This window comes from Synechococcus sp. RS9902, assembly GCF_014279635.1.
Classification (GTDB): Bacteria; Cyanobacteriota; Cyanobacteriia; order PCC-6307; family Cyanobiaceae; genus Parasynechococcus.
On sequence record NZ_CP047949.1, the window covers coordinates 1,361,397 to 1,384,889 of the forward strand.

At 54.3% G+C, this 23,493-nt stretch carries 25 protein-coding genes; 17 read left to right on the forward strand and 8 right to left on the reverse strand.

What is annotated here, in order from left to right; translation table 11 throughout:
• Window positions 1-108: 108 nt before the first annotated feature.
• On the reverse strand, window positions 109-666 hold the full coding sequence (locus tag SynRS9902_RS07480) for a hypothetical protein (RefSeq protein WP_186508609.1): 558 nt from the start codon (window positions 664-666) through the stop codon (window positions 109-111).
• Between the two features lie 647 nt (window positions 667-1,313).
• Here SynRS9902_RS07480 and SynRS9902_RS07485 point away from each other — a divergent pair.
• From SynRS9902_RS07485 to SynRS9902_RS07500, 3 genes are all read left to right on the forward strand, one after another.
• Window positions 1,314-2,546 carry a hypothetical protein gene (locus SynRS9902_RS07485; protein WP_186508611.1) on the forward strand — a complete coding sequence of 411 codons (1,233 nt, stop codon included), beginning with the start codon at window positions 1,314-1,316 and terminating at the stop codon, window positions 2,544-2,546.
• A 60-nt stretch (window positions 2,547-2,606) separates the two neighbouring features.
• Window positions 2,607-2,837, forward strand: a complete 231-nt coding sequence (locus tag SynRS9902_RS07490) for a hypothetical protein (protein ID WP_186508613.1) — start codon at window positions 2,607-2,609, stop codon at window positions 2,835-2,837.
• 354 nt (window positions 2,838-3,191) lie between these two features.
• Window positions 3,192-4,991: a hypothetical protein gene (locus tag SynRS9902_RS07500; protein WP_186508615.1), complete on the forward strand. Its 1,800-nt coding sequence runs from the start codon at window positions 3,192-3,194 to the stop codon at window positions 4,989-4,991.
• A gap of 94 nt (window positions 4,992-5,085) precedes the next feature.
• Here SynRS9902_RS07500 and SynRS9902_RS07505 read toward each other — a convergent pair whose 3' ends face one another.
• On the reverse strand, window positions 5,086-6,123 hold the full coding sequence (locus SynRS9902_RS07505) for a site-specific integrase (RefSeq protein ID WP_222929447.1): 1,038 nt from the start codon (window positions 6,121-6,123) through the stop codon (window positions 5,086-5,088).
• A 179-nt stretch (window positions 6,124-6,302) separates the two neighbouring features.
• Here SynRS9902_RS07505 and SynRS9902_RS07510 point away from each other — a divergent pair, with 179 nt between their 5' ends.
• From SynRS9902_RS07510 to fmt, 3 genes are read left to right on the forward strand one after another with little or no spacing between them, the layout of a single operon-like run.
• Window positions 6,303-7,718, forward strand: a complete 1,416-nt coding sequence (locus SynRS9902_RS07510) for a TldD/PmbA family protein (RefSeq protein ID WP_186508619.1) — start codon at window positions 6,303-6,305, stop codon at window positions 7,716-7,718.
• Window positions 7,718-9,088, forward strand: a complete 1,371-nt coding sequence (locus SynRS9902_RS07515) for a TldD/PmbA family protein (RefSeq protein WP_186508621.1) — start codon at window positions 7,718-7,720, stop codon at window positions 9,086-9,088. The genes SynRS9902_RS07510 and SynRS9902_RS07515 overlap by 1 nt, the downstream gene beginning before the upstream one ends.
• Window positions 9,089-9,090: 2 nt before the next feature.
• On the forward strand, window positions 9,091-10,107 hold the full coding sequence (gene fmt / locus SynRS9902_RS07520; protein ID WP_186508623.1) for a methionyl-tRNA formyltransferase: 1,017 nt from the start codon (window positions 9,091-9,093) through the stop codon (window positions 10,105-10,107).
• 1 nt (window position 10,108) lies between these two features.
• On the opposite strand, the gene SynRS9902_RS07525 is transcribed toward fmt, so the two are convergent.
• The 3 genes from SynRS9902_RS07525 to SynRS9902_RS07535 are packed head-to-tail and all read right to left on the reverse strand — an operon-like array spanning window position 10,109 to window position 11,828.
• Complete coding sequence (locus SynRS9902_RS07525; RefSeq protein ID WP_186508625.1) at window positions 10,109-10,759, reverse strand: hypothetical protein; 651 nt, start codon at window positions 10,757-10,759, stop codon at window positions 10,109-10,111.
• 3 nt (window positions 10,760-10,762) lie between these two features.
• Entirely contained in the window at window positions 10,763-11,101 is a 339-nt protein-coding gene (locus tag SynRS9902_RS07530) for a DUF6464 family protein (RefSeq protein ID WP_115082253.1), read from the reverse strand.
• Window positions 11,091-11,828, reverse strand: coding sequence for a DUF475 domain-containing protein (locus tag SynRS9902_RS07535; protein WP_186508627.1), 738 nt, complete (start codon window positions 11,826-11,828; stop codon window positions 11,091-11,093). The genes SynRS9902_RS07530 and SynRS9902_RS07535 overlap by 11 nt, the downstream gene beginning before the upstream one ends.
• A gap of 38 nt (window positions 11,829-11,866) precedes the next feature.
• Between SynRS9902_RS07535 and SynRS9902_RS07540 the strand changes: the two genes are divergently transcribed.
• From SynRS9902_RS07540 to SynRS9902_RS07585, 10 genes are all read left to right on the forward strand, one after another.
• Complete coding sequence (locus SynRS9902_RS07540; protein WP_186508629.1) at window positions 11,867-12,640, forward strand: hypothetical protein; 774 nt, start codon at window positions 11,867-11,869, stop codon at window positions 12,638-12,640.
• Between the two features lie 124 nt (window positions 12,641-12,764).
• The gene (locus tag SynRS9902_RS07545; RefSeq protein ID WP_186508631.1) at window positions 12,765-14,120 is read left to right on the forward strand and encodes a site-specific integrase; all 1,356 of its coding nucleotides are present in this window, start codon (window positions 12,765-12,767) and stop codon (window positions 14,118-14,120) included.
• 490 nt (window positions 14,121-14,610) lie between these two features.
• Window positions 14,611-14,889: a hypothetical protein gene (locus SynRS9902_RS07550; protein ID WP_186508633.1), complete on the forward strand. Its 279-nt coding sequence runs from the start codon at window positions 14,611-14,613 to the stop codon at window positions 14,887-14,889.
• Entirely contained in the window at window positions 14,886-15,923 is a 1,038-nt protein-coding gene (locus tag SynRS9902_RS07555) for a hypothetical protein (protein ID WP_186508635.1), read from the forward strand. The genes SynRS9902_RS07550 and SynRS9902_RS07555 overlap by 4 nt, the downstream gene beginning before the upstream one ends.
• On the forward strand, window positions 15,916-16,941 hold the full coding sequence (locus tag SynRS9902_RS07560) for a DUF3987 domain-containing protein (RefSeq protein WP_186508637.1): 1,026 nt from the start codon (window positions 15,916-15,918) through the stop codon (window positions 16,939-16,941). Before SynRS9902_RS07555 ends, SynRS9902_RS07560 begins: the two co-directional genes overlap by 8 nt.
• The gene (locus tag SynRS9902_RS07565; protein WP_186508639.1) at window positions 16,902-17,264 is read left to right on the forward strand and encodes a hypothetical protein; all 363 of its coding nucleotides are present in this window, start codon (window positions 16,902-16,904) and stop codon (window positions 17,262-17,264) included. The genes SynRS9902_RS07560 and SynRS9902_RS07565 overlap by 40 nt, the downstream gene beginning before the upstream one ends.
• 789 nt (window positions 17,265-18,053) lie before the next feature.
• Window positions 18,054-18,539 (forward strand): HK97 family phage prohead protease, encoded by a 486-nt coding sequence (locus SynRS9902_RS07570; protein WP_186508641.1) that lies wholly within the window; start codon window positions 18,054-18,056, stop codon window positions 18,537-18,539.
• A gap of 6 nt (window positions 18,540-18,545) precedes the next feature.
• Window positions 18,546-19,652 (forward strand): phage major capsid protein, encoded by a 1,107-nt coding sequence (locus SynRS9902_RS07575; protein ID WP_186508643.1) that lies wholly within the window; start codon window positions 18,546-18,548, stop codon window positions 19,650-19,652.
• A gap of 112 nt (window positions 19,653-19,764) precedes the next feature.
• On the forward strand, window positions 19,765-20,226 hold the full coding sequence (locus SynRS9902_RS07580) for a hypothetical protein (protein ID WP_186508645.1): 462 nt from the start codon (window positions 19,765-19,767) through the stop codon (window positions 20,224-20,226).
• Window positions 20,227-21,158: 932 nt separating this feature from the next.
• Window positions 21,159-21,431, forward strand: coding sequence for a DUF1651 domain-containing protein (locus tag SynRS9902_RS07585; RefSeq protein WP_186508647.1), 273 nt, complete (start codon window positions 21,159-21,161; stop codon window positions 21,429-21,431).
• 592 nt (window positions 21,432-22,023) lie between these two features.
• Here the strand turns inward: SynRS9902_RS07585 and SynRS9902_RS07590 are convergent.
• Entirely contained in the window at window positions 22,024-22,218 is a 195-nt protein-coding gene (locus SynRS9902_RS07590; protein ID WP_186510677.1) for a hypothetical protein, read from the reverse strand.
• A gap of 292 nt (window positions 22,219-22,510) precedes the next feature.
• Here SynRS9902_RS07590 and SynRS9902_RS07595 point away from each other — a divergent pair, with 292 nt between their 5' ends.
• A complete protein-coding gene (locus SynRS9902_RS07595) occupies window positions 22,511-23,017 on the forward strand; it encodes a hypothetical protein (RefSeq protein ID WP_186508649.1) in 507 nt (168 codons plus the stop codon).
• A gap of 30 nt (window positions 23,018-23,047) precedes the next feature.
• On the opposite strand, the gene SynRS9902_RS13665 is transcribed toward SynRS9902_RS07595, so the two are convergent.
• A complete protein-coding gene (locus SynRS9902_RS13665; RefSeq protein WP_255446065.1) occupies window positions 23,048-23,182 on the reverse strand; it encodes a hypothetical protein in 135 nt (44 codons plus the stop codon).
• Window positions 23,183-23,222: 40 nt separating this feature from the next.
• Window positions 23,223-23,459: a hypothetical protein gene (locus SynRS9902_RS07600; RefSeq protein ID WP_186508650.1), complete on the reverse strand. Its 237-nt coding sequence runs from the start codon at window positions 23,457-23,459 to the stop codon at window positions 23,223-23,225.
• Window positions 23,460-23,493: the final 34 nt, after the last annotated feature.

A 23,493-nucleotide genomic window follows, 5' to 3' on the forward strand; every position in this document is an offset into this window, starting at 1 on the left:
GCAAGACAATCAAAAGGTTCTTTTCATTTAAACGAGATGCAAGTTAGATATTTAGACTGATAAGGCGGAGCGAAGCGTAGCCATGTTCACTAAATTCTTATAAGAAAGCTAATGACCTCCAAAGAAGCCAGAGCATCGACATTCTTCCTTTGCTAGCAAGTCTATGTATTTGAAGTGTTTATTTAGTAGCTGAGCAAAGTTGCTCCATTCGATCTGGAGTGGTCCATAAGGCCATTTGCTGCTTGTGAACTTCTCTTCTTCTGCCTTTAGAAATGATTCAAACTCAAAATCAACAGGTTCAACAATCGGCTTTACTGTCTTGTGTGGACATAAACCGTAGGGTTCTTCAAGTATCTCAAGCGATTCTCGGACACTGTCTATCTGAGAGGGGTGAATGATTTGAAATTTTCTCTTTTTCTTTCCCTTCTTGGTTGGCATGAAATGGAGTACTCGAATAAAACCATGTTTGATCAAGGTGTTAATTGCCTTCTCCGCTGTTGTATGTCCGATGTGCAGTTGTTTCGCTATGCCGTCGATACTCCAGTGTGTTGTTCCACCTGTGTCTCGCCTGTCCGACCAAAATTCTTTATCTACTCTGTCTAGGTTTTGGGACCAGTAGGCCGATTCCCAGAGATATGCATATACAGCAATGGTCTGAGCAGACACTGATTCAATGTCTTTGATGATTCATTGTATTGGTGGAGGACCATCCAAGATGACTGAGTTGATCTCCGACTTTGCCTTCTTCTTTGGAAGCTGTTTTTTCATTTGTGCTAGATACTTGTTTGATCTTCCGTATTCCCATATGTTGTTCCTGAACCGCGGATCTATCTACTAATCGCTTGTGTAGAAGGTTTCCTCCTTTGACCGCTGGGTCTTGACGCTCTTGTGTCTGCTTGTAGCCCTCTTTTTATTGGTGTATCAAATTTGAGAATTGAAAGGAGAAGTTTGCTTGATGAATTCTTAAAGCACCTTCAGCCATCCACGGATGATCTGATTGGATGCGACTTTCCATGGGCGCCAAGATTTGTTCCAGGGTGCTTCGTGTCATATCGAGTGTTATCGAAAAGGGTGGGTGAAAATTCGATGTCCGCTCTTCCGGACTCACCATATAGCTCGAACGTCTTGTGAATCATGCAACACGACACACGCAATTTGCAACGGGTTGACGACATAAAAGTCTTTTGTCCACAAGAAACCAATAGTTCCAATCAGGGACTAGATATTGATATCAAACCCACCATTCTCCGACCCACTACAAACCATGGCTGCGGGGCACCAAAAGCTGGCCTGCCATATCCCTCAGTTGAGTGATGCGGTCTCTCTTCATCGGTGATTGGATGAATGCCATGCCTGCAGTACTCGACATCACCGGGGAACGTCAGCACCCTGACTCGAAGCTCATCCCGCTACAGCGTATGCCCAAGAAAGGGTGGGCATGTCTCTGCGAGGAGTGTGGTCAGGAAACGCACCCGATCGCCCTTGGACGGCTCAGGCCAGTGAAGACGACAGGGAAGTTCCAGGTTTCATGTCGTAGGTGCGCCACCAAGCGTGTCAGTCGAGATCAACGCATTGATCACACGGGTGAGACCTACGGACGGCAGCGAGCAATCAAGCCTGATCCGAAGAGAAGTAGGCACTGGATCTTCTACTGTGCGCCTGATCTCGGTGGCTGCGGAAAAGAAAAATCCATTTATGGCCCGAACGTCTGGAGCCAGACCCTTCCGGTTCCAACAAGATCCTGCGGCTGTTACCACCGTGAATACACAAGCTCTCTTTTTAAGGAAGACCTGATGGGCTTCCAAGCAGAGGGCTCTCATCTCAAGGTCATCGCACCAGCTGCCAACCGTGGAGAGACCACGTGTTGGAAAGCCCAATGCGATCTCTTTGGCAACGTCATTGAAATTGCCAGTGTCAACCTCAAGGGAACGACCGACACGCCACCTACATACGCCTGCGGCTGCCGGAGACCAAACCAATACATGTATCTCTCGGGCCAAATCTTTGGCTGGCTCACTGCTCACGTAATGAGTGGTCGCAAGAACGGTGATTGCTACTGGGATTGCACCTGTAAATGCACGGGAAAACACGTGGAAGTCCGTGCCGACCATCTGACTCGGGGCGCGATCGTTTCCTGTGGGTGCAAACCACGTGGCTGGGACACCTACTGGGGATTCATCAAGGACCCCGAATTAGCTGAGGAACCCTGTTCGTTTTATTGGGTTGAAGTTTTCGGCGTCGCTCACAATTTCGGCATCTCCAACGACATAGAACGCCGAGGTGGTGGTGATTACACAGAACTCTTCTACGGAATCTGGGGCACCCGTGCCGAAGCAAGGACCCTTGAAGCCATCATGCTGATCCGCTCCAAGTTCGCTGAGTACCCACAGCTGCCCCCCGAAGATCCCTCGGATTGGCAAGGACAAACGGAACTTCGACAACCAATGGATTCAGACCTCACGGTTGCTGAAATCGAAAGCGTCTTGGCCGAGATCCAAAAGCATGGCTGGCGCAACACCTGGCTCAAACACCTATCGACTGACTGAACCCGTTGCCAATCCCCTCTGACCTGTAGTAGTACAAACATACTGATACAGAGAGGAGTGATGGAGGAGTGGGATTTCGTCGATGACCGCGACCTGCAGAACTGGAAAGGCGGCGTGGTCTGTATGACCTGCCAGCACTGCACCTATGGGGTCGACCAGCACTGCCACACGATGGTGGGCTGCAACCTCAGGCAGAAGCAGCTGCAGCAGGGGCAGCATCTAAAGAAGCGCTGCAAGCTTTGGGCACCGACCTGGCAGAAGGAAGTGGGCTGGGCACCAGAAGCGGGCTGATTAGCTGGGAACACTCAAGGCAGTCACGACTGACCCATGACCCGCGACACCCGCATTGCCCTGTTCTGATGGGAGAACTTGTTGCTGCCCTACGCGCCAATGAACCTGATGCCTTCAAGGCATGGCTGTATCTAGGCATCGAGCGGCTTTGGTGAGCCTGCTGTGACGGAGCTGATGCTTGAGGGGCTGAACCCAATCCTCACCACTGACGAAGCCGACAGGCTGGTGGGTTGGCACCTGGGGGTGAGCCTGTAGCGCAGTGCAGCTGGGACGCCAATGAACGACAAATTGTTTAATTGGATTTATGAATAATGGGACCCGAAACAAGTGATACTTATGAGCTAATCCTCGCTTTTGACCCTGAGTTATGTCACTGCTACCAATATCTTAGATGGATTGTCAGTAATGAGCCTCAAAGAACTTCGCGGGACACTTTTTGATTATCTTCAGCCAAGGCTTAATTCATTTCTTGGAGCGCAAGAACACACTATTGCTGCTGATAATAGTAATTCAGAGATGTGGCCTATTTATCTGGCCCACCTTGATGTCAACTTAATGGAGAGTCGTGCAGGTTTAACAAATTATGATTATGTTTGGCCGTTTAAATTGCCAGATGCCACAGCTTTGGGATCTGTAGATGACAATTTGCAACAAGTGGATCCATATATTATGCGTATATTAGGTGGGAAGCGAGGGACAGAATGTACACAAAACTATAACGGACCGTGTACTTCTGACAGGTTTTCAGAATTATTGTTTGATTATTACCCTATTGCACCCGCTTTTGAATTTGATTTAAAAGGGGAAGATCCTACATTTCTAGGCGGCTGGCTGTCAGATGATGCGCCGTTTGGTCAACACTACAATTCTCTCGTCACGGAGCGGGATGACTTTAAGGTAGAAAATCAAAGTCTCATAGCTATTAAACAACAACAAGAGGCTTCAATCCAAGCACTTCAGGCTGAAAAGCAAACATTTGAAAACGAAAAAAAAGCGTTGCAGGCTGCCTTAGCTGAGGCTCAAGACGCTAGCTCTAATTCAGATATCCAAGTCTTTCCTTTCGTGAATTGGGCTAGAGCAAATGGCAGCAAGTCTTGGTATAAAGATGTCGATTGGTCCGTAATTCCGTTCAACAGTCTTAGTGACGACGAGAAGGAAAAATTAGATTGGTCCAAAATCAATTACAAGCAAGCATCTACAAATCATTCGTTTGATGCTTCATTGATCGACTGGAGCGATATTTCTGTAGCCAAAGAATCTCTTCAAGCCAAGGCCTATGAAGCCGTTAATTGGGATTCATTGGACTTGTCTTCTTTTAGTCAAGAAGAGAAGCAACATATCAATTCTACCAAGGTCGATTACGCAAAGATTTATGTCCAATTAAAAGCACAGGATAATGTTGATTTCAATATTGACTCACTAGATTGGTCTTTCATTAATAATTTAGACCCCTATTTAAGAAAGAGATTGTACAAAAAAGTTGCGTGGGATAAAGTAGACTTTAAGGCAGTCGAAAGCTCTGTTTTTGACTGGTCCTCAGTTAATATTAAAAAGGCGATGAAGTCCGATCAATTTACACTTAATGCCATTGATATAGAAGAAATAAAGGAATCTAAAGCATTTAAGAAGCTAAAGCGCGCACTTAAAAAAAGCTCTGCCGATGATCTTCTCGTTGGTGCTAGCGACGAGACTCTCGTTGCAATTGGCTATCAGAACCTGGTCGGAAAAATTGGTGACTCGCTCATTAATAACTTCACAACTGCAAGCCATAACTACTCAATGATTCTCAAGCCCTTGTCCTACGTGCGGGCTTCTGCTGTCGCGACCGCTATGGGTGGATCACTGGCGCCACAAGCAGCAGGAGAGTCGTATGACTTTGAGCTGGTAGACGAAATTCAATTCTTAGCGTCAAACGAACAGATTGCCAGTCAGTTATCCAATAGCAAGGCAGATGATCGATCTTTGGCTTGGCTTGAGGAGAAGATTGGTGAAGACAATCAGAAGATATACTCAGCTCTGGACCTGCAAAGCTTTGATCAATACAGTGGCAATGGAGAGAGTCCTCTAAGTAGAGACAACAAATTATGGTTCATAGTTGACCTTGGAAGCAGCGGAGCAACTGCAGAGTCCAGCAACTCAATTGACATCTTCTAAGAAGCTTAAATTCAGATGAACTAGATAATAGACGATCAATTTTCTCGATACAAGTTCACCCCGTCAGCAATGGCGGGGGTATTTATTACTCATGTCATAACGCAAGCAACTCCAACGCCTTCCGCTTGGCATCCATCGTCACACTGCCATACCTGTTGGTGCTGTTTTTTGGAGTGTGACCAAGGATCGAACCAATCACGAACTCATTGACACCGTGATCTCTCAGCACCGTCGTCGCTGCATCTCTGCAGGCTTTGGGTGAGACACCAATTCTCCGGTTCCATGACATTCCATTGCCCCATCGCTTGTATTTGTCCTCGTACAACCCCGGGAAAACATATCCCTTGATTCCTTTCAGGTAAACAGCATCGATGTGCTTCCTCAGGGCTGGGATGATTGGAATATCTCTGACTCTGTATGCGTTCTTCACTGGACGAAGATCGTTCTCGCGAATGTGCAAGATGCCTTGCTCAAGATCAATATCGTCGGCTCTGATTCCTGCTGCTTCTGAGACGTGACAGCCGGTGTATTTCATCAACCAATACAACAACTGTTGATGGTCAGGCAGTTTGTGAATGTGCTTGTCAACTTCATCCAGCAGCTGGACCTCCTTTGGCTTGCTCTTGGCCTTGATCCGTTTGAGCTTGATGGCGTTGAAGGGGTTTCTTTCAATCCAGTCCTCTTCCTCTGCCACCTCAAACAGAGCCTTCACATACCTGAGCCTGGTCTTGGTGGTCGACGCTGCCACTGAATCCAACAGGTGGTCCCGGTACTTCCTTGCGTGTGCCTCGGTGACCTCAGCCACTGACTCAACACCAGCCACCTCCATCGCCTTGGAGAGATGCCTCTTCCATTCACCCAGCGTTGAAGGAGCCGGATCCTTCAGGCGTACAGCTAGGTCGATCAGATCCTGCCAACTGCGTTCGACAGGGAGTCCAGCTTCGATTCGTGACTGCCTCTCAACGACTCTGTATGCCTCTTCATCAGTGAGTTGGGGATAAAGATCAGTTGGACTCATTCCCTCCTGCTCCAGAGCCACAGAGGTGGGTGTCTCTGCACGCGGTGATCGGGAGACCACCTCCATCAGTGCATCTACGTCCCCTCGCGCCTCTGCAATTGCTCGGTCAGTCATGACCAAGAACTCAGGAACAGATCTCCTCGCCTCAGTCAGATCGTTGCCTGCTTTCCATCGCCAATGCTTCTTGCCGATCCTTGCTTGAAGGTCCTTCGGTACTGCTCTGACGAAATACAGACCGGGCTTGGTGCCGAGCCTCTGAAGGTATGGGGATATGCCCACGAATATGCACTGGGATGTCAGTAACCGTAAAGATCCCAGTCAACGGTGGCTATTGGGCCGCGTCTTTGCTGCACCGTGGCAGCTCCGCAGGAGCCGACCTGGTGGAGGTGTTTCTTGAGCGCACCGACCACATCGGTTTGCTTGCCGAACAGGATCGGATCACCACTGTGAATCCGTCGTTCGCCCGTGGAGCAGGCCTCAGGGTGTTCCGTGATGGCCGTGATGGCTTCGTCAGCACCAACGATCTCAGCGAAGCCGGCCTCCAGCGCGCCCTCGATCAGGCCCTCGCCATGCTCGGTCTCGAGGCGCAACAGCTCACGTCCCCTTCAGCTTTTGAAGGGTTGAAGAAGCTGACCGACCACGGCTTGAACAAAGCCGACTGGCTGGAACGCTGCCCCTCCCTGGATCAGGCCAGCCAGTGCCTGCTCAAAGGCACAGACCATCTCAATCGTCTTGGTCAGCACTTGCAGGTGCGCCGTGGCAGTTACGCCCGCGACTGGCAGGAAGTGCTGGTGGCTGCATCCGATGGCACCTTTGCCCGCGACATCCGCCTGCATCAGTCGACCGGTCTCTCCGTTCTTGCCGCCGACGGCGATCACCGATCCAGCATTGGCCGCCGCTATGGCAGTTCCGACAGTCCAGACGAGCTTTGGGACTGGGATTCCGAAGCCAGTGCAGCTGAAGTGTGCAACAGCGCTGGGACGATGTTGCGGGCTGACTACGTGGATGCCGGACAGATGCCGGCTGTTCTCGCCAACCGGTTCGGTGGCGTGATTTTCCACGAGGCCTGCGGCCACCTGCTCGAAACAACCCAGATTGAACGGGGCACCACGCCCTTCGCAGACCGGGTTGGTGAACTGATCGCTCACCCTGCAGTCACTGCCATCGATGAAGGGCTGAGTGGTGGATCCTTCGGTTCCATCTCGATGGATGACGAAGGGATGGAACCTGAGCGCACCGTGCTGATCAAAGACGGGGTGCTCCAACGCTTCATCAGTGACCGGGCCGGTGAACTGCGCACGGGCCACAAACGCACCGGAAGTGGCCGGCGTCAGAGCCATGCCTTTGCAGCTGCGAGCCGGATGCGAAACACCTTCATCGACGCCGGTCCGCATACCCCTGAGCAGTTGATTGAATCCGTCGATCAAGGCCTGTACTGCAAGGCCATGGGTGGAGGAAGCGTCGGCCCGACAGGTCAGTTCAATTTCTCCGTTGAAGAGGGGTATCTGATTGAGAACGGCAAACTCACCAAACCGGTGAAAGGGGCGACGTTGATCGGTGATGCAAAGGAGGTGATGCCACGCATTTCCATGTGCGCCAACGATCTGGAACTGGCTGCCGGGTTCTGCGGATCAGTGAGTGGAAGTGTGTTCGTCACCGTGGGCCAACCCCACATCAAAGTTGATTCGATCACGGTGGGGGGCCGTTGATGATGAGCAGCAACAACAGCCTTAACGCCACGGATCTCAGGGATCGCCTTCAGACCCTCGCCTCGCGTGAAGGCATTCGTCGTTGGGATCTTGGTGCCGCCTGCAGTGACGATTGCTCCGTTCAGGTGGATCGTGGTGAAGCCAAACAACTCAAGGCTTCGCAGCGGAGCTCCATCACCGTCCGGGTTTGGAACAGTGATGGCCTGGTAGGCATCACCAGCACCACCGACCTCTCCGATAGCGGCTTGGAACAAGCCCTGGTGGGAGCCCATACGGCCAGCCGTTTTGGCAATCCCGAGGACATCCCTGAGTTCTCCCCCCTGGCCACAGCTCCACTCCCCGAGCTCGATCGCCCGCTTCAACCACGCCAAGGAATCCTCCCCCTGCTCGACACCCTTCGGGATGCGGAAGCCGATCTTTTGGGTCGTCACCCTGCGATCCAGACCGTCCCCTACAACGGACTGGCGGAATCCCTATCCCAGAGCCTCTATCTCAACAGTGAGGGAGCACTGCGCCAGATGGAGCGCACCCAAGCCAGCCTGTATCTCTACGCGAGGGCGGAAGAAACAGGTCGTAAGCCCCGCAGTGGAGGAGCTGTTCGTTTGGGTCTTGGCAGCAGCGAACTGGATGTTCAAGGCTGCATCAGCGAGGCTGTTGATCGCACCGTCAGCCATCTGGATTATCGACCGATCGAAACCGGGAGCTACCGGGTTTGCTTCACCCCCGAGGCCTTCCTCTCACTGCTAGGTGCCTTCAGCAGCATGTTCAATGCGCGTTCGGTGCTCGATGGGGTGAGCTTGAGCCAGCGGGATTCGATTGGATCCGATGTGGCGGTTCCCTTCTTCAACCTCCACGATGACGGCCTCCACCCCGGACACATCAGTGCGGCAGCCTTCGATGGCGAGGGAACACCAACCCGACGTCTTTCCTTGATTGAGGGCGGAACCCTGCGGAATTTCCTTCACTCGGAAGCCACGGCCCGAGCCTTTGGTGTTCAACCCACCGGCCACGCTGGACTTGGCGCCAAGGTTTCGGTGGGTCCAGACTGGTTCGTGGTTGGTTCCAACCCGCAGGTGAGCAGCGGTAACACCCTCAACCACCGCACCGAGTCAGGCTCCTTCGTGCTGATTGAGGATCTGTCAGCGCTTCACGCTGGTGTGAAAGCCACCCAGGGATCCTTCTCCTTGCCCTTCGATGGATGGTTGGTGAACAACGGCGAACGGGTTTCCGTTGAAGCGGCAACGGTTGCCGGTGACATCCGCTCTGTTCTCAACGGCATTTCTCATCTGGAAGCTGATTCTGAAATCACCCACCGAGGCGTTTCCCCTCATGTTTGGGTGGATGGACTCTCCATCACCGGCGAAGCCTGACGTTGAAGATTCTGTTCTGGGGGACACCGGTCTATGCGGTGCCAACCCTTAATGCACTGCATGATGCGGGCCACACCATCGTTGGGGTCGTCACGCAGCCGGATCGTCGGCGGGGTCGAGGCAAACAGCTGGTTCCATCACCGGTGAAGGCGAGGGCGGAAGAACTCGGTCTTCCTGTGTTCACCCCTGAACGGATCCGACGGGATGACGATTGCAAAGCCAAGCTCGCTGCACTCGGTGCTGATGCCTCTGTGGTCGTGGCCTTCGGACAGATCCTTCCCAAGGATGTGTTGGAGCAGCCTCCCCTGGGCTGCTGGAACGGCCACGGATCACTACTACCGCGTTGGCGCGGTGCTGGTCCCATCCAGTGGTCCCTGCTCGAAGGGGATCAGGAAACGGGTGTGGGGATCATGGCCATGGAAGAAGGGCTCGATACTGGTCCGGTTCTGCTCGAGCAACGCACCCCGATCCAGCTGCTGGAACCTTCCATCGCCTTGGCCGAACGGCTCAGTGCTCTCACTGCAGAGCTGATGGTTCAGGCGATGCCACTGATTGAAGCGGCGGGACCGGGTCCAGAAGACGAGAGATTGGCAAGGCTCAACGTGCGGGTTCAGGCCGAGGGGTCGACCTATGCCCGCATGCTGGAGAAGCAGGATTTCCAATTGGATTGGTCTGCCCCTGCCCTCAGCATTCATCGCAAGGTGATGGGGCTTCATCCCGGAGCGTTCACCCAGTGGCAGGGCAAACGCTTGAAGGTGTTGCGCACGGAGCCGTTGATCGAGCGCCTGCAGGATCAACTCAGTCCTGAGGGAAGCAGCCTCGTGGGCCAATGGCCCACCGGCGGGCATCCCCCAGGGACGATCCTTGCAGTGATCGAAGATCTGGGGCTTGTGGTGAGCAGTTCAGGCTGCCCCCTTCTGATCCGGGAGGCACAGCTGGAAGGGAAAGCACGCAGCACAGCCCCCGTTCTGTTGCAGCAACTCAACGCCACTCCCGGAGATCGATTGGGCGAAGGTTGATTCAGGATTCCGTGTACAACATCCGCGCTTGAGACCAAACCCGATCGAGATCCTGCTCGGAGAGCTGAAGAGCTTCTGGGAACATCGCCGAGAGCCATTGTTGGCGCTTCAACAGGGTGTCAGCTTCAAAAAATGTTTGCTGCGAGGCCAGAACTCTGAATTTGAGAAATTCCAGCAACCTTGCGCGCAAGCGAACCGTATCGATGAGTTTGATCCGTTGGCGTTGATCACAGAGATGAATGGTGCCGCCTGTTTCCACTCCGCATAATCGCGGTGCAAGCAATTCCAACGTTGTCGGCGGTTGCCAATGGCGCAACTTTGTCTCGGGGTGGGGGTAATAAATCCAGCCGTTCACAACCTCACTTTGGGGCGTCTTGATCTGAACACTCCAGAACGAGAACGTTTCGGGGGGGTGGAGGTCGGTCCATCGCACCTTTTCAAACAGGTGATCTGGATTTGAAAGTGAAACCTCGAGGGGGGCAAAGTCGAGATTCAGCGTGCCGAAGTAACAGTCCGAAAGGTCCAGCCCTAAGGACTGGAACACGGGGAATTGCATTCGAATCGTGCCATCCGGATACGGTGAATCGTTGCTTGTTCCGGAGGCGACGCCATGGCCAGCACAGAGTCGCCCAGTGAGCCAGTCCGGTTTCATCAATCAGCGAAGTTCACGGTGGCTGCAGTTCTCGCAGGGGCCTTCCGGCCACACAGCACAGCGGAGCAAAGGACTACGGGCATTGAAACGGCAATTGGGATCACCGATCACCCAGCCATGTCTCCAGGGTGTTGCATCGGCGGGACGCGTCTGGGGTTTCACCAACAGGGCCACTGAGGCCATCACATAGCGACCGTTGCGAAGGGCGTAACGGTGACGACGTTGCATCACGAGGAAGGATTGCTGTTCCACAACAAGCCATCGCCCCGGTTGTGGCGGATCCTCAAGATCAACGCGATGGAGCAAACGGTCTCCACTGATATGGCGAAGTTCAACAAGCATGGCCTTCGTCCTGATCGAGTTCCTTGCTGCGGATCGACATTCCCCAGGCAAACAGCAACAGCACCACCACCAAGGTGAGCCAATCGGGTTGATTCAGGCTGGGCACGACAACATGAACAATCAAGCGCAGCGCCACGAAAGCAACGGCGAGAAACCCAGCCGTTTCAAGCCGTGGATACAGATCAAGCCAGCGAATGAACAGGGCGGATGTAAAACGCAGTGCCACGATGCCGATGAAGGCACCTGTGCTGATCAACACAATCTGATCACTGATGGCCACGGCTGCGGCGACGCTATCGATGGAGAAGGCCAGATCTGTGAAGGCCAGCAGCAAAACCGTGTTCAGAAACGGGCGTGACAGACCGTTGGATTCATGTCCTTCGCTGGACTCGGCATCATCGCCTGATCGGTTGTTGAAGTGATCAACCACCAGCCACACCAGATAGGCCGCAGCGATGAGTTGCACCCAGTCGTTTTGCAACACCCACTGGGCCACAACGATCAAGGCGATCCGCAAGACCAGTGCAATGCCAATGCCCAGGTTGAGGGCAAGGCCTTCCCGCTCCGGTTGGCGGCTGCTGCGGGCGATGGCCGCGAGGGCCACGGCATTGTCAGCCGACAGGATCAGCTCTAGCAGTACAAGAACAGGCAGCAGCGCCAAAACCTCACCCCATTGATCGGCACCTTCGAAGAAATCCGACAGTGAGGGAAGCGAAGTGATGTCCATCGCGGCAGCCTAGAAAGTGCAAGCGCTGTTCCATTGCGATGCAGATCCGGGCCGAGCTGTGTCACGTCGACACCCTGAGATGCATCGTGCGGGTCGAGGCCTGGCTTGACGGTTCTCTGCAGGGCAGCGCCCTCGGTGAAGCCGCCACTGCTGAAGAGGCTGAGGAGAGAGCGTTGCAACGCCTGAACTCCAGGCTGGTTTCCACTGAGGGGCCACAACAGTCCCTGAATTCAGCTCGCGCTGAAGTCCCCCAGGTGGATGAGCCAAATCCGAAGCAGTTGCCCGTGGAGCGGCCGAGAAAAATTGATCAGACCCAGCCCTCGTCTGCTCCACACCCCCCTGCCACCCTTCAGGTCCCCGTCACCCCTGCTGACAACACCCCCTCTGAAACACCAACGGATCCCGACGACTGGAGTGATGAGCTGACCGCCATCGATATGGAAATCAGACGCATTGGTTGGTCTCGAGAGCAGGAGCAGGAGTATTTGACCCGGGCCTTCGGGCTCGGCAGCCGCCACAAGCTCACCCGCTATGCCGATCTGGTGGCCTATCTGCGTCAGTTGAAGTTGATCCAAGCCAACGACGACGCGTCCACCGCACCAGCACCCATCCGTCGTGGTGATCTACTTCAACAAGGAGATGCAATGTTGAAGCAGCTGGGCTGGAGCTCCGATCAAGCCAGGACCTTTCTCCAACAACAACTGGGGGCGACCAGTCGTCAACAACTCAGTGATGAACAGCTACTGCAGTTCAACATGCTGTTGGAGGAGCAGACACTAAAAGACTCATCAGTCGGCTCTAAATCCGCGTAAATACAGTCCCAGCCTTTGATCTGCGCTAAAGAGGCCACTAGCCTTGCGCACAAATGTGGTCACTTGTTGTTGCTTGTTTCCACGTTTTTGCGCACACTGATGCGCACATGGCAGCACCTAGGAGATGCCAAAGCTTCGGTCTGGTGAGGAGTGGGCCAAGAGCCTGCGGCAAGACATCAAGACTGAAATCGGCCTGGGCTGGAACGTCTGCGGCCACAAGCGCAGCGATGGCACCCTGTCTGGCAGCTGCAAGCTGACCCACAGAACAGAAGACGGCCGTCGCAGCAGCGTGATGCTGCCGATCCGTTGGGAGGCATCCAGCAAGCGCCAGATCCTCAACAGGGTCATCGCCATAGCCAAGGCGCTGCAGGCTGATCCTCAAAAAGAGCTGAATGAGGTCGCCAGGATCAACAGCGACACCATTGATGAGCAAGAGGCCGCCCTGTCTCAGCCGGGTAGGTCAAAGGACAAAGGCTGGGAAGCCGTCCTGGAGAGATTTCTGCAGTCCAAATCCAGCTGTAGGTGGAAGACCCTTCGGGACTATCACTACAGGCTTGGGAGGGCGCTCGAGCTGCTAAATCACCACAACCCAAAGCCAAGATCAGGCTTAGGGCTGATGCAGGCTTACAAGAAGGTCCACTTCCTTGGCCCCAATGGTGAAGAAAACAAACCAGGTGCTCAGCTTGAGGCAGGTGCATCCGGTCGAAAAAAGGCCCTGGATGACATCGCCCGATTTTTAAGGTTTGCCGTTGATGTCTGCGGGATGCCCAAAAGGTATCTGCCACCGGACACAAAAGTGATTGAAGAGCTGGTGGGGTTCAAGACAGTTTCAACAACACATGCACTCACACCGGCCATCAAGCCAGACATGTTCGTTGAACTCCTGGATGACCTGCTGGAAGAAGGCAGGGTCCGTGAATATGTTGCCGTTGCGATCGTTGGATATTGCGGCATCCGGCCAAGCGAACTTGCAACCCTGCACCAAGTTGATGGTCAGGCCAGGGTTGTCAGCACTAAGCGAAACACGAAACAGATGAAGCACCCGCCTGAAGCCAGGGACATCTTTCCACTGGAGATCAAAGGGCGAAACCATGAAGGTGCAGGGGTTCTGCAGCAGTTTTTTGAAGGAAAGGTGCAGCTGCCAGCAGCACTACAGGTTCAAATTGACAGGATGAACCCAGACCATCCGAACCACATCAATTCATACAGTTACGTTGGAATGGAGTTCCGGCAAATGCTTTGCGTTAGATGCAAAGCGTGGAAGAACCTGAAATCCAACCCTGGAACGGAAGACATCACGCCATACAGTTTGCGGCACGGATTTGCATGGCGCGCAACCTACGGAGATACGCAGATGTCTCACCGTGCTGCAGCAAAACTGATGGGCCACGATTTAGTGACGCATCAACGTTGGTATGGGCGTTGGATCGATGCCGCCAGCCTGAAAGCAGAGGTTGAACGCGTTAATTCTGCGATGTAAATCACACCGGAGTTGTGCAGAACCGAATGGATGTGGTTACATTGTGATCGGCAACAGGGCCCGGGACCGATCGTCGCCCTGCGCAGAGTCACTGACTCCTCCCATACTTTTCGCGAGAAAAGAAGCCATCCAGATGGTTGGGTGATCTGGACAATCTAATTTTTACAAGGCCAGTGCGGTGGGGGACTTGTTTCAGAAATCTCTGATTCATTCCCATGCCAGAAATTATTCGGCAGCTGTACAAGACATCAGCTGCTGCTCCCATGCTCTGCCTCTCGCAGGGCCATCTACAACGACTCAAGGACTCTCAAGGTGGTCCTCTGATTGAAGGAAAGCACTGGTTTTCAGGACCAACACCTAACAGCCCGATTCGTTGGGATGTTCCGGAAATTCTGAAGTTGCTAAGCCATCGTGGTCAGGCTCGGCGCCTTGCCGATAGAGAACTATTGGCCGCAGGAATGGCTCCATCCAAGCTCCAGGAGGTTGGGTGATGCCTGAAATCGCATGGGACATCGATCGAATTGATGCGCAAGCCAAGAAGTGGCAGGAGATGGCTTCTGTTCTTCCCAATGACAGCGACCGCGTCGCTTGGTTGATCGAACAGATCTCGTACCTAAGTGCCTCACACTTGCAACTGCAACAGGTCTGCAGGGTCCACAGCGATGCCGTGGTCAACGTGCTGAACAAGGCCGATGGCATCGAGAAGGTGCAGCTCATTCAGATGGAGGCGATCGCACAACGCCTCGAGGTACTGGAGCAACGGCCATGAAAAAAGCCACCGCGCTAACGGTGGCTCAGTCGATAAAAAGCACAAAGCAATTATCGCCACTGCAGGGCTTAGCGACTGCTAATTCCTGCAAGCCACCGCTTAAAAGCAGCTGTTCTGGCTTAAAGCTCGATACTGCTCAAGCCCATCAGCACCTGGACCTTCTGGGTCTGGATGAGACCTGCACCATCATCCGCTTAATCCCTCACAAGGGAAGACGCGGAGGCGCGATCAACGGCATCTTTGCCAAGGATCTCGACCGCGCCCAGGAACTAAACGGCCAGGGCTACGGGGTCTACCTACAGGTCAACATCGCCAGCGGCACCAAGGCTGATGACGTAACGGCCTGCACAGCCCTGTTCTGCGAATGGGACGACCGGCCTGTCGAGGAGCAGCTGGTGCTCTGGCAATCGCTGGGGCTGCCAGAACCAACGTTCATGGTCATGACCGGCGGCAAATCAGTTCACCTCTATTGGGTGCTGACCGTGCCGATCGAACCGGAGCGATGGGTGCCGCTGATTGACCGGCTGGTCGCTCATGCCAGTAGCGATCGGTCCTGCAAAGGACTGAACCGGATGATGCGGCTCGCTGGCGGTCACTACATCGACCGCGATGGTGAGGCCAAGGCCGTGACCCAGATCGTCAACGTGACGGGTTACCGCTACGAGGCAGCGCAGTTCGAGGAGTTGTTGCCTCTGCTGCCATCACCCACGAGATGCGGGAGGGCTCCCCGGAAGGCAGGCTCAACGCCTGCAAACCTCCGCCAAATCACCGAGGCGTTGGATTGCATCCCCAGGCGTGTTGAAGGTTCTGGCACCTACGCCGACTACCGAAACATCCTCTGGGGTCTGATCGATGCCTGCTCTGAAGCCGGTTGCGGCGAGGACGTTGCCATCGATCTGATGGAGGACCACAGCCCGTCAAAACAATGCGGTTGGGACATTCGACAGGTCGCCCGCTCTGGCGGCGATCAGATCGGTGCAGGGACCTTTTGGTGGCACGCAAAGCAACACGGTTGGAGGGGTCGCCATGCGTGATCAATTCACCTTCGACAGCTTGTTGCCGCCGGATCTTGCCGATGCGTTGGAGCTGATCCAGCAATCGTTGCCCACTGACCCGTTGTCGGCCACCGGCACCCTCCTGACGGGTTACAGCGGCCTGTTGAAGATCGGAACGCGGGTGGCACAAGACCACCAGTATTCGGTCCCCTGCAATGCCTTCTGGGCCAACGTCGGTTACTCGGGCCAAGGCAAATCACCGATCCACCAAAAGCTGATCAGGGATCCTGCGGCGGCGATTCGTCTGATGCACAAGCACCAGCATGAAAACGCCATTGAGCGGTGGCTCAAAGACACCGAGGGCATGAAAAAGGACGACAAGCCTCCCAAGCCTCGTCCTCGTTTTCCTCACGTCGGTGGCAACTACAGCCCTGAGGCATTGGACATCCAGCTCGACCTTCACGAAAAGGACGGGCTGGGCGCCTTGATCAGCAAGGACGAAATGTCCGGGCTGTTGCAATCGCTTGAGTCCGACACCAAGCGTGGCCGTGGCACAGGTGAGGCTCAGCTCTTGGAGCTATTCGACGGCAACGGCAATTTGTCGCTGCGGGTCGAAGGCCAACGGCAGTACGAACGCTGCCATGTCTCCCTCTACGGGAACATCCAGCCCAAGGTCCTGCGGCGGGCGATCGCTGGTGATGATCCCACCGGCAAGTTCGCCCGAGTGCTGTTCAATCGGCTCCCGGCCCAGTGTGCTGAGTGGAGTTATGACGACCCCACCGACCAAGAGCGTGAGGCTTATGCCCGTGCTCAAAAGGTGCTGGAGAGGTACGCCATAGAGCTGCACAAGCAGCAGCCAGACACTGTGGAGGTGTCGAGGGAGGCCAGATGTCTTCTGCTCGATTGGTTCAAGCCACAGCAGGCCAAGGCGATCGATCCCAACATCAGTGAGTTGTGCGATCACTGCTGGGCAAGACCCACGCTCATGCTTTGCGGTGGGCCGGGATTTTGCACAACGTGCACAACCTCAACGCTGCAACGCGGGAGCTGCGGGTGACGGCGCAGACGATGCAGATCGCGATCGACATCGTCGACACGATCACTACCGAGATGCGTCTGTTCCACCAGGCAGACGATGACGCCAGCACCTTGCTGATGCGTCGGGTGCATCAGCTGAGCTGGGGTGACGGAGCGTCACCAAGGGCTGTGGGTTGGCAGTACGCCAAAAAGGAGGCGGCCACGACCAATGCTTTGCGCGAGCTGGGAGCTAAGGGTTTCCACATCGCCATTGCAGATCTCGCTGAACTTGGCTTCGGGACCGTCAGCCAAAACGGCACCACCACCTACAAGGCTGAGCGTGCGATGCCCGGGCAGACATAACAGACATCGGCAGGCATCCACCATGTCTGCCGACATCACAGTTCTCAACTGTGGTTACAGCGAATCAGGCACAAAGACACGGTTTAAGACCCCCGGAGTTCTCGGAACCCTGGAGTACTAAAAACCGTGTTTTTCTGTCTGAATCATCCATTTCCGTTGCGCTGGAGGCTGTCTCAGCGGACATGGCATGTGTCTGGGAATGTCTGCTGTGTCTGTGGCTAGTTATTCAGCTTCCAGGACAGAGCCTTCGCACCAAAAATCCAAGTGTGCTTCTGCAGTTTCCATGTCGTCGCAGTACACGCAGGATGTGCCGTGGCATGCGTAGTAACGGGGATTGCTGTCTCCCATAAACATGTGAACTGTTCCACCTTTCTGGTTTGTATGCACCAGTGAAGGAGCAAGAGCCATTGTCACCTCCATTTGACTGACGAGACGCTATGACCCTTTTTCTACGGCTACAAGCAATCTGTTAAGGCGAATAAAGTGCCTAGGCAAAAATGCCTTTGGCTCGATTAGGCAAAAATAAGCTTGTGTTGGCCAAGTTTTGCTCTTTTAAGGCTCGGTTGCTCGCTGCTTTTGTTGATTAAACGAATTTAGATTTCCGGCTACTATTTGTAGACAACTATCCCTACACTCGAGGTAGTCACATGTCGCCAATATTGGCCGCAACGGTGATCATTAATCCTGTTGATGACGATGTACCCATGCATCCAGATCCTCTAGAAGATGATCTGGCCTCTGCTCAATCATGTCGTTATTTACGGGCCCTCTATGACAGCGAGGTCCTCTATGACAACCACAGCCGTTGAAGTCCAACGGCGTTATCTCACCATCAACGAACCCAAGGCTGATTCCGATCAGCTGGAGTTTTCGTTCAGCAGCGAGACACCCGTCACCCGTTATTTCGGCGACGAGGTGCTCGACCACGACCGTGAGGCTGTCGACCTGTCGAGGCTCAACGGCGGGGCAGCACCGCTGCTGTTGAACCATGACCCGGATCGCGTGCTCGGCATCGTCGAACGGGCATGGATTGATGAGAAGCGCCGAGGCATGGCCCGCATCACCTGGGCCACCAACGACCTGGCCCGGCAGGTCCGGCAGGACGTTGAAGCCGGAGTGATGCCAAACATCAGCGTTGGCTACGCCGTGCAGCAAGCCGAGCAGGAGGGCGACGTGATGGTCGTCCGCAAATGGCAGCCAATCGAGCTGAGCGTCGTGAGCATCCCTGCCGACGCATCCATCGGTGTGAACCGATCTCTACCAACTACGACCTAACAACCAATGACTTCGACTTACGAAACGATCAGCGCCTTGAACCCTGATGAGTTCGGGCATGCGCAGCGTGACTTCAGCGTGGTCCGTGCCATTCAGGCGTCTGCCTCTGGCAACTGGTCACAGGCTGGCCTTGAGCGTGAGGTGAACCAAGAGCTGGAGCACCGCAACGGCAAGCGCACCCAGGGTTTCTTTGTCCCTGATGACTGCTGGGGCAAGCGTGATTACGTCAAAAGCACTGCTTCTGCAGGCGGCAACTTGGTCGCCACCGACCTGCTCGCCGGCAATTTCGTCGAGGCGCTGCGTGACCGTCTCGCGGTTGCTGAACTCGGCGCCACCATGCTCACCGGCTTGGTTGGTGATGTCTCAATCCATAAGCGCACCGGGACGGCGACTGCTTACTGGTTCGGGGCTGATAACGCTGATGCCGTGACTGAATCGACCGGCACGATCGGCACCATCTCGATGAGCCCCAAGACCGTCGGTGCCTACAGCAAGTTCTCCCGCCTGATGGAGCTGCAGTCGACACCAGACATCGAGCAGCTGATCCGCGCTGACTTCGTTGCCCTGCTGGCCGATGCGATCGACACCGCTGCCATCAATGGTTCTGGCAGCAGCAGCCAACCCACCGGCATCCTGCAAACCTCAGGCATTGGCTCGGTAGCTGGCGGCACAAACGGACTGGCCCCAACGCTCGATCATCTCCTCGACCTCAAGAAAGAGGTCGCTGTAGATAACGCTGACGTCAGTACCTGTGGCTTCCTCACGAACGCGAAAGTCGAGTCCGTTCTTGCCAAAGCCAAGGACTCGCAGAACCAGTACCTCCTCAGCCCTTATGGAACTGAACTTGGCCGTAGCCAGGTTGCAGGGCGCCGTCTGGAGGTCAGCAACAACGTCCCCTCAAATCTCACGAAGGGCTCAGGGACCAACCTCTCGGCTGTTATTTACGGGAACTTTGCAGACCTGCTGATCGGCATGTTCGGCCAGCTCGAAATCCTGGTTGACCCTTACACCGACTTTGCCAAGGGCACCGTTGGTGTCCGTGCTCTGCAGTCGATCGACATCGCTGTTCGTCACGCTGAATCGTTCGCCGCCATGCAGGACGCGATCGCATAACCGCGATCGTTGCCTGCTCTGGTGCAGATGGTGCCCGGGGGGATGCAGAACCCTCGGGCTTTTTTGACGAAATAGAATTTTTTGTCAACATGGGTTTGGTATGTATCATCAGATGAAAGGCGCTACTGGAAGCAAGACAAGAACTATCAAGTCAACGTCAGCAAAGGTTTGCGAATTATTTGAGTTCAACAAATCTATTATCCCTCATGGAGGAAGGACGTCCAGATTGAAGCTAAGACAGCGCAAAAATGGTTCGTATGTAATCAAACTTTTTCAGGATGTCAATAACGATGGGCGTGTTTTAAAAAAGGAGTTGATTTACAAAGGACAGAGCAGGGTCAGGCATGAAGCAGATTATTTGACTGATTTCAAGGGCAGGATTCGTCTGGAGAAAAGCATGCACCGATGCGAGTGGATTACTGCTAAATATCCGGATGAATTAATTGCCTGCACGAAAGAGTATATTCCCACAACTTACTCTTGCTTGCTCGTGGATAACAATGGGGCGAGGTATAAGTTTGATGGCATCGGTAATTTTGCTGCGGATATAAATTATCTGGTTGGTGTTAAATGAATATCGTTGGTTTTTGGGGTCCTTGTTGGCTCAAGCTTTGCGGGTCATCCGAAGGCGCGTTGTTCGCCTAGGGACGACGTCTGAAAATTTGTTTAGTCCGATTTAGCTGCGTTTAAGCAGAGCTACCCCTACCCCGTTCATTTAAGCGGTCACTGAGAAGAGTGGAACTCAACTTAAGTGGCAAGTGATACGCAAAGTGCTTGACCTCCAAAGTTATGACTTCTGTGCTCCGGTTGATTTGCACCTCTGAGAGCGGCGAAGTCACCTCTGTACAGGCGGTGGTTTCGCTTGCCCAGAGCTGTGCTTCAACATGCAGTGGGTGACGCTGCGCAACGTGATTGAGCTGGCTGAGGAGACCTAGCGCCTGCGGTTGCTTGAGAGATTGCTGAAGCAGCAGTAGCAGTAGCGGTTCGTGGGAAGTCGAATGTGATTAACCAGCTTCTCGTCGGTAGTCAGTGATACCGATGGAATAGAGGCACACGAAAGAAATCCTTGATCCCAAAGGTCTCCGGAAAATGGTGTGCGAAAGCACGGGGGATTCCCTATCAAAGAGACCTGCGGCACTTCCTCTTACGGCTGAGTGAGGTGAAGCAGCACTACGGGAGAGCGACCCGTAGCTGGCAGACAATCCAGTCCTCATCCCACGGCATCTGGGACGGGGGCTGGCTTTCTGCGCTTAATCCCGTCTTCCAATAAAGGAAAAGTTTCAGTGCATCGCACCGAAGTGCGTAACGCCTCACCAAGCTTTTGGAACGGCAACCGCATCGCTCGGGGAGAACGCTGTTCTCCTCGCGGTTCCGTAGCCCCACATCATTGCTTCGGTTAAGGCTGTTGGAAGTCAGCCCAACCGATAGAAGGGGTTGTTTTTTTAATCACTGACTGGTCGTCGTTTTATGCGGCAGGGATGCCAGAAATTTGATTAGACCATTTGCATGTCAAATAAGGACCGCAGCTTCCACGAGTCGCCAGAAAAGGCTGGTGGTGAGGGGTGGCTGTACTCCGAGCAGCAGCAGAAGCTCTGTCACTTCAAGCCCGACACAGCGACGGTGCATGCGCAGTGGGTAGCCATCAGGACCTACAGCTACGTTCCGCCCCGCCCACCTGAGCCGATGACTCGGCGGCGGATGCTGCGGCACAACGCCGTTGAGGCTTGGCAGACGATGCAGAAGACGGGCTGGAGACGCTGCCCCCCGCCTGTCCGATAGCTATCAGTTGGGCATGACCAGACCACAGCGAATCGCTGTCACCGCTTTTCTGTCGGCTCTGTTTGTGCCGTCGTTGTTCCTTCTGCCCGTCTGGTGCTTGAAGAGCGAAGGGATGAGGTCGCTGCTCGGGGATCTGAGTTCCAGCGCGCCTCCATTTGTCACCACGGTGGCGGCTGGGGCCATCCCATTGACCGTGTTTGCCGTCCTTTGCTCAGTGTTTGCTTGGGTCATCGCAAGGATCTGGCGCTGACCACGAAGCCTTGCGCACAATTTTGCGCACATTGATGAATATTTAAACCAGAACCCACCGCAGCACTTCAGTTACAAGCAAAAGACATGCTGCTGGAGGAGGAGCAGACGCTCAGCCAGGCCAAATAAGCACTAACACTCAGGAATGGTCGGAGCTAGTGGCCTACAACGGGTTTGCGGCAGGGACTGATACGGCGTCCATGCCGATTGGAGCAGGGTGAATCGTCTACACACTCTGCGCAGCCCGGTCGTTCCCTCCGCTTCTTTCCTGAAGGGGGGAATGGCCCCTATGGGCCGGCAATGAGATCAGAGCTCTGTCGTGAGGGGTTGCTCAGCTGATGAATCAACTGCGGAAGTTGAACTCCAGCTTTGTTTTGGGCTTTTGGTACTTGATCACATTCATCACCTGAAGACCAGTATTTTCAGACTTCCTCTCCTCGGCAAGTGCTTTGAGGATCATGGAGCCCGAGGCCTGCCAGTCTTGTTTGACTTCGATCAAATGCTTGGCACGTGAGTAGTAATCTGCAGCTTTCGCCAAATAATCTGATTTCTGGCTTGATGTCTTTGAAGATATTGCTGTTGTGATGGATCTCGCTTTCTCTGGAAGAATTGTACAGCATGCTTTTCAGTGCAGATAAATTACTTGAAGCCTGCAATCCCGTGAACGCGTTTTAGACCAAGGCGATTGACAAACCGCGAGGAATCGATAACCAGCTAGCTGGGGCGGATGCTCCTAGCGAGCGTTTTTGGCCTGAATGTCACCTGATATATCAACGTTTTGAATCTTTAACCTGCCAAATTCACCAGCTGCACTTGCGATAAGGTCAGGCATGGATGACCCCACCCTGGTTGTACGGCAGCTGATCAATGAGCTTCGGGATGACATGTCCGAAGCGGGCCGTGAACTCAGAAATCGCAGCACCTGGGATCTCCAATGCCCCGTCGTCATCATTGATGCACGTACCGAACCCAACCGGGTAGTTCGTACCTCAGTTCGCGGCATCACTGGTGCCATCGCCACCAGCAACGTAATCGATGATCCCTTGATGCGGTCTTTTCTGGATCGCTTCCGTGAAGTTGGTGCTGATGAAGCCCTCAATGAATTTCTGCAGGGACCGGAGGCAGAACGGTTCTCAGAGCTCTGGGACATCTACAACGACGAAGCCCAACAGCAGGGTCTAGCGGTCTGGTCCCACAGTGACGCCGCCAAATTTGTGCTCAAGTCGAAAACTTGTTTTGAGGATGGTCAGCTGGCCTGTGTTGCCATTACGTCGGGAGACCATCGTGATGCCCACGACGTACTCACCTTTTCTGTGGATGCCTGCTGGTTGTCTTGAGCGCCGGTTCGGCCTTAAACGCACCGGAATTCAGGAGCGAATCAGTTGAACAACAACAAAAAGCGCTGAAGCTGCCAGGGGCCAAAGCAACCAGGTCAACTGAGGAATGGAGAGGGCGAGCACCAGCCCGATCACAGAGAAAATCAGAAAACGGCCGAGGGTCATGTGGACACCAATACCGACGTATTGAACCGAAAACCCCGCCTTAGGCCAGTTTTTCGCGCCTTGAGCTGGGAGCTGGTTCGGGGGTGAACAGGATGGGGATCGAGGAAGCAACCAGCACGCCGCCAACCGTCAGCAACACCAGCAGCGGAATGGGCCGGACCAGCGGCTGACGCTGCAATGGTGTCGCGCAGTTGGAGCAGAGCGGAACAACCCCCTTGGGTGGATGCAACACCAAGGCCGGGCCGCAACAGCAGGACGGGCAGCGGTAGCGCGGCATCGACCGGTGAAACGCAGCTGCTGGCACCTTATTG

Bases quoted from the DNA above. Each gene is read 5' to 3' on its own strand.
- SynRS9902_RS07485 (WP_186508611.1), top strand. From the start codon at position 1,314: ATGCGGTCTCTCTTCATCGGTGATTGGATGAATGCCATGCCTGCAGTA.
- SynRS9902_RS07490 (WP_186508613.1), top strand. From the start codon at position 2,607: ATGGAGGAGTGGGATTTCGTCGATGACCGCGACCTGCAGAACTGGAAA.
- SynRS9902_RS07505 (WP_222929447.1), bottom strand. From the start codon at position 6,123: ATGACTGACCGAGCAATTGCAGAGGCGCGAGGGGACGTAGATGCACTG.
- SynRS9902_RS07510 (WP_186508619.1), top strand. From the start codon at position 6,303: ATGTCAGTAACCGTAAAGATCCCAGTCAACGGTGGCTATTGGGCCGCG.
- SynRS9902_RS07515 (WP_186508621.1), top strand. From the start codon at position 7,718: ATGATGAGCAGCAACAACAGCCTTAACGCCACGGATCTCAGGGATCGC.
- SynRS9902_RS07525 (WP_186508625.1), bottom strand. From the start codon at position 10,759: ATGAAACCGGACTGGCTCACTGGGCGACTCTGTGCTGGCCATGGCGTC.
- SynRS9902_RS07530 (WP_115082253.1), bottom strand. From the start codon at position 11,101: ATGCTTGTTGAACTTCGCCATATCAGTGGAGACCGTTTGCTCCATCGC.
- SynRS9902_RS07535 (WP_186508627.1), bottom strand. From the start codon at position 11,828: ATGGACATCACTTCGCTTCCCTCACTGTCGGATTTCTTCGAAGGTGCC.
- SynRS9902_RS07540 (WP_186508629.1), top strand. From the start codon at position 11,867: ATGCAGATCCGGGCCGAGCTGTGTCACGTCGACACCCTGAGATGCATC.
- SynRS9902_RS07545 (WP_186508631.1), top strand. From the start codon at position 12,765: ATGCCAAAGCTTCGGTCTGGTGAGGAGTGGGCCAAGAGCCTGCGGCAA.
- SynRS9902_RS07550 (WP_186508633.1), top strand. From the start codon at position 14,611: ATGCCTGAAATCGCATGGGACATCGATCGAATTGATGCGCAAGCCAAG.
- SynRS9902_RS07555 (WP_186508635.1), top strand. From the start codon at position 14,886: ATGAAAAAAGCCACCGCGCTAACGGTGGCTCAGTCGATAAAAAGCACA.
- SynRS9902_RS07560 (WP_186508637.1), top strand. From the start codon at position 15,916: ATGCGTGATCAATTCACCTTCGACAGCTTGTTGCCGCCGGATCTTGCC.
- SynRS9902_RS07570 (WP_186508641.1), top strand. From the start codon at position 18,054: ATGACAACCACAGCCGTTGAAGTCCAACGGCGTTATCTCACCATCAAC.
- SynRS9902_RS07575 (WP_186508643.1), top strand. From the start codon at position 18,546: ATGACTTCGACTTACGAAACGATCAGCGCCTTGAACCCTGATGAGTTC.
- SynRS9902_RS07580 (WP_186508645.1), top strand. From the start codon at position 19,765: ATGAAAGGCGCTACTGGAAGCAAGACAAGAACTATCAAGTCAACGTCA.
- SynRS9902_RS07585 (WP_186508647.1), top strand. From the start codon at position 21,159: ATGTCAAATAAGGACCGCAGCTTCCACGAGTCGCCAGAAAAGGCTGGT.
- SynRS9902_RS07595 (WP_186508649.1), top strand. From the start codon at position 22,511: ATGGATGACCCCACCCTGGTTGTACGGCAGCTGATCAATGAGCTTCGG.
- SynRS9902_RS13665 (WP_255446065.1), bottom strand. From the start codon at position 23,182: ATGACCCTCGGCCGTTTTCTGATTTTCTCTGTGATCGGGCTGGTGCTC.
- SynRS9902_RS07600 (WP_186508650.1), bottom strand. From the start codon at position 23,459: ATGCCGCGCTACCGCTGCCCGTCCTGCTGTTGCGGCCCGGCCTTGGTG.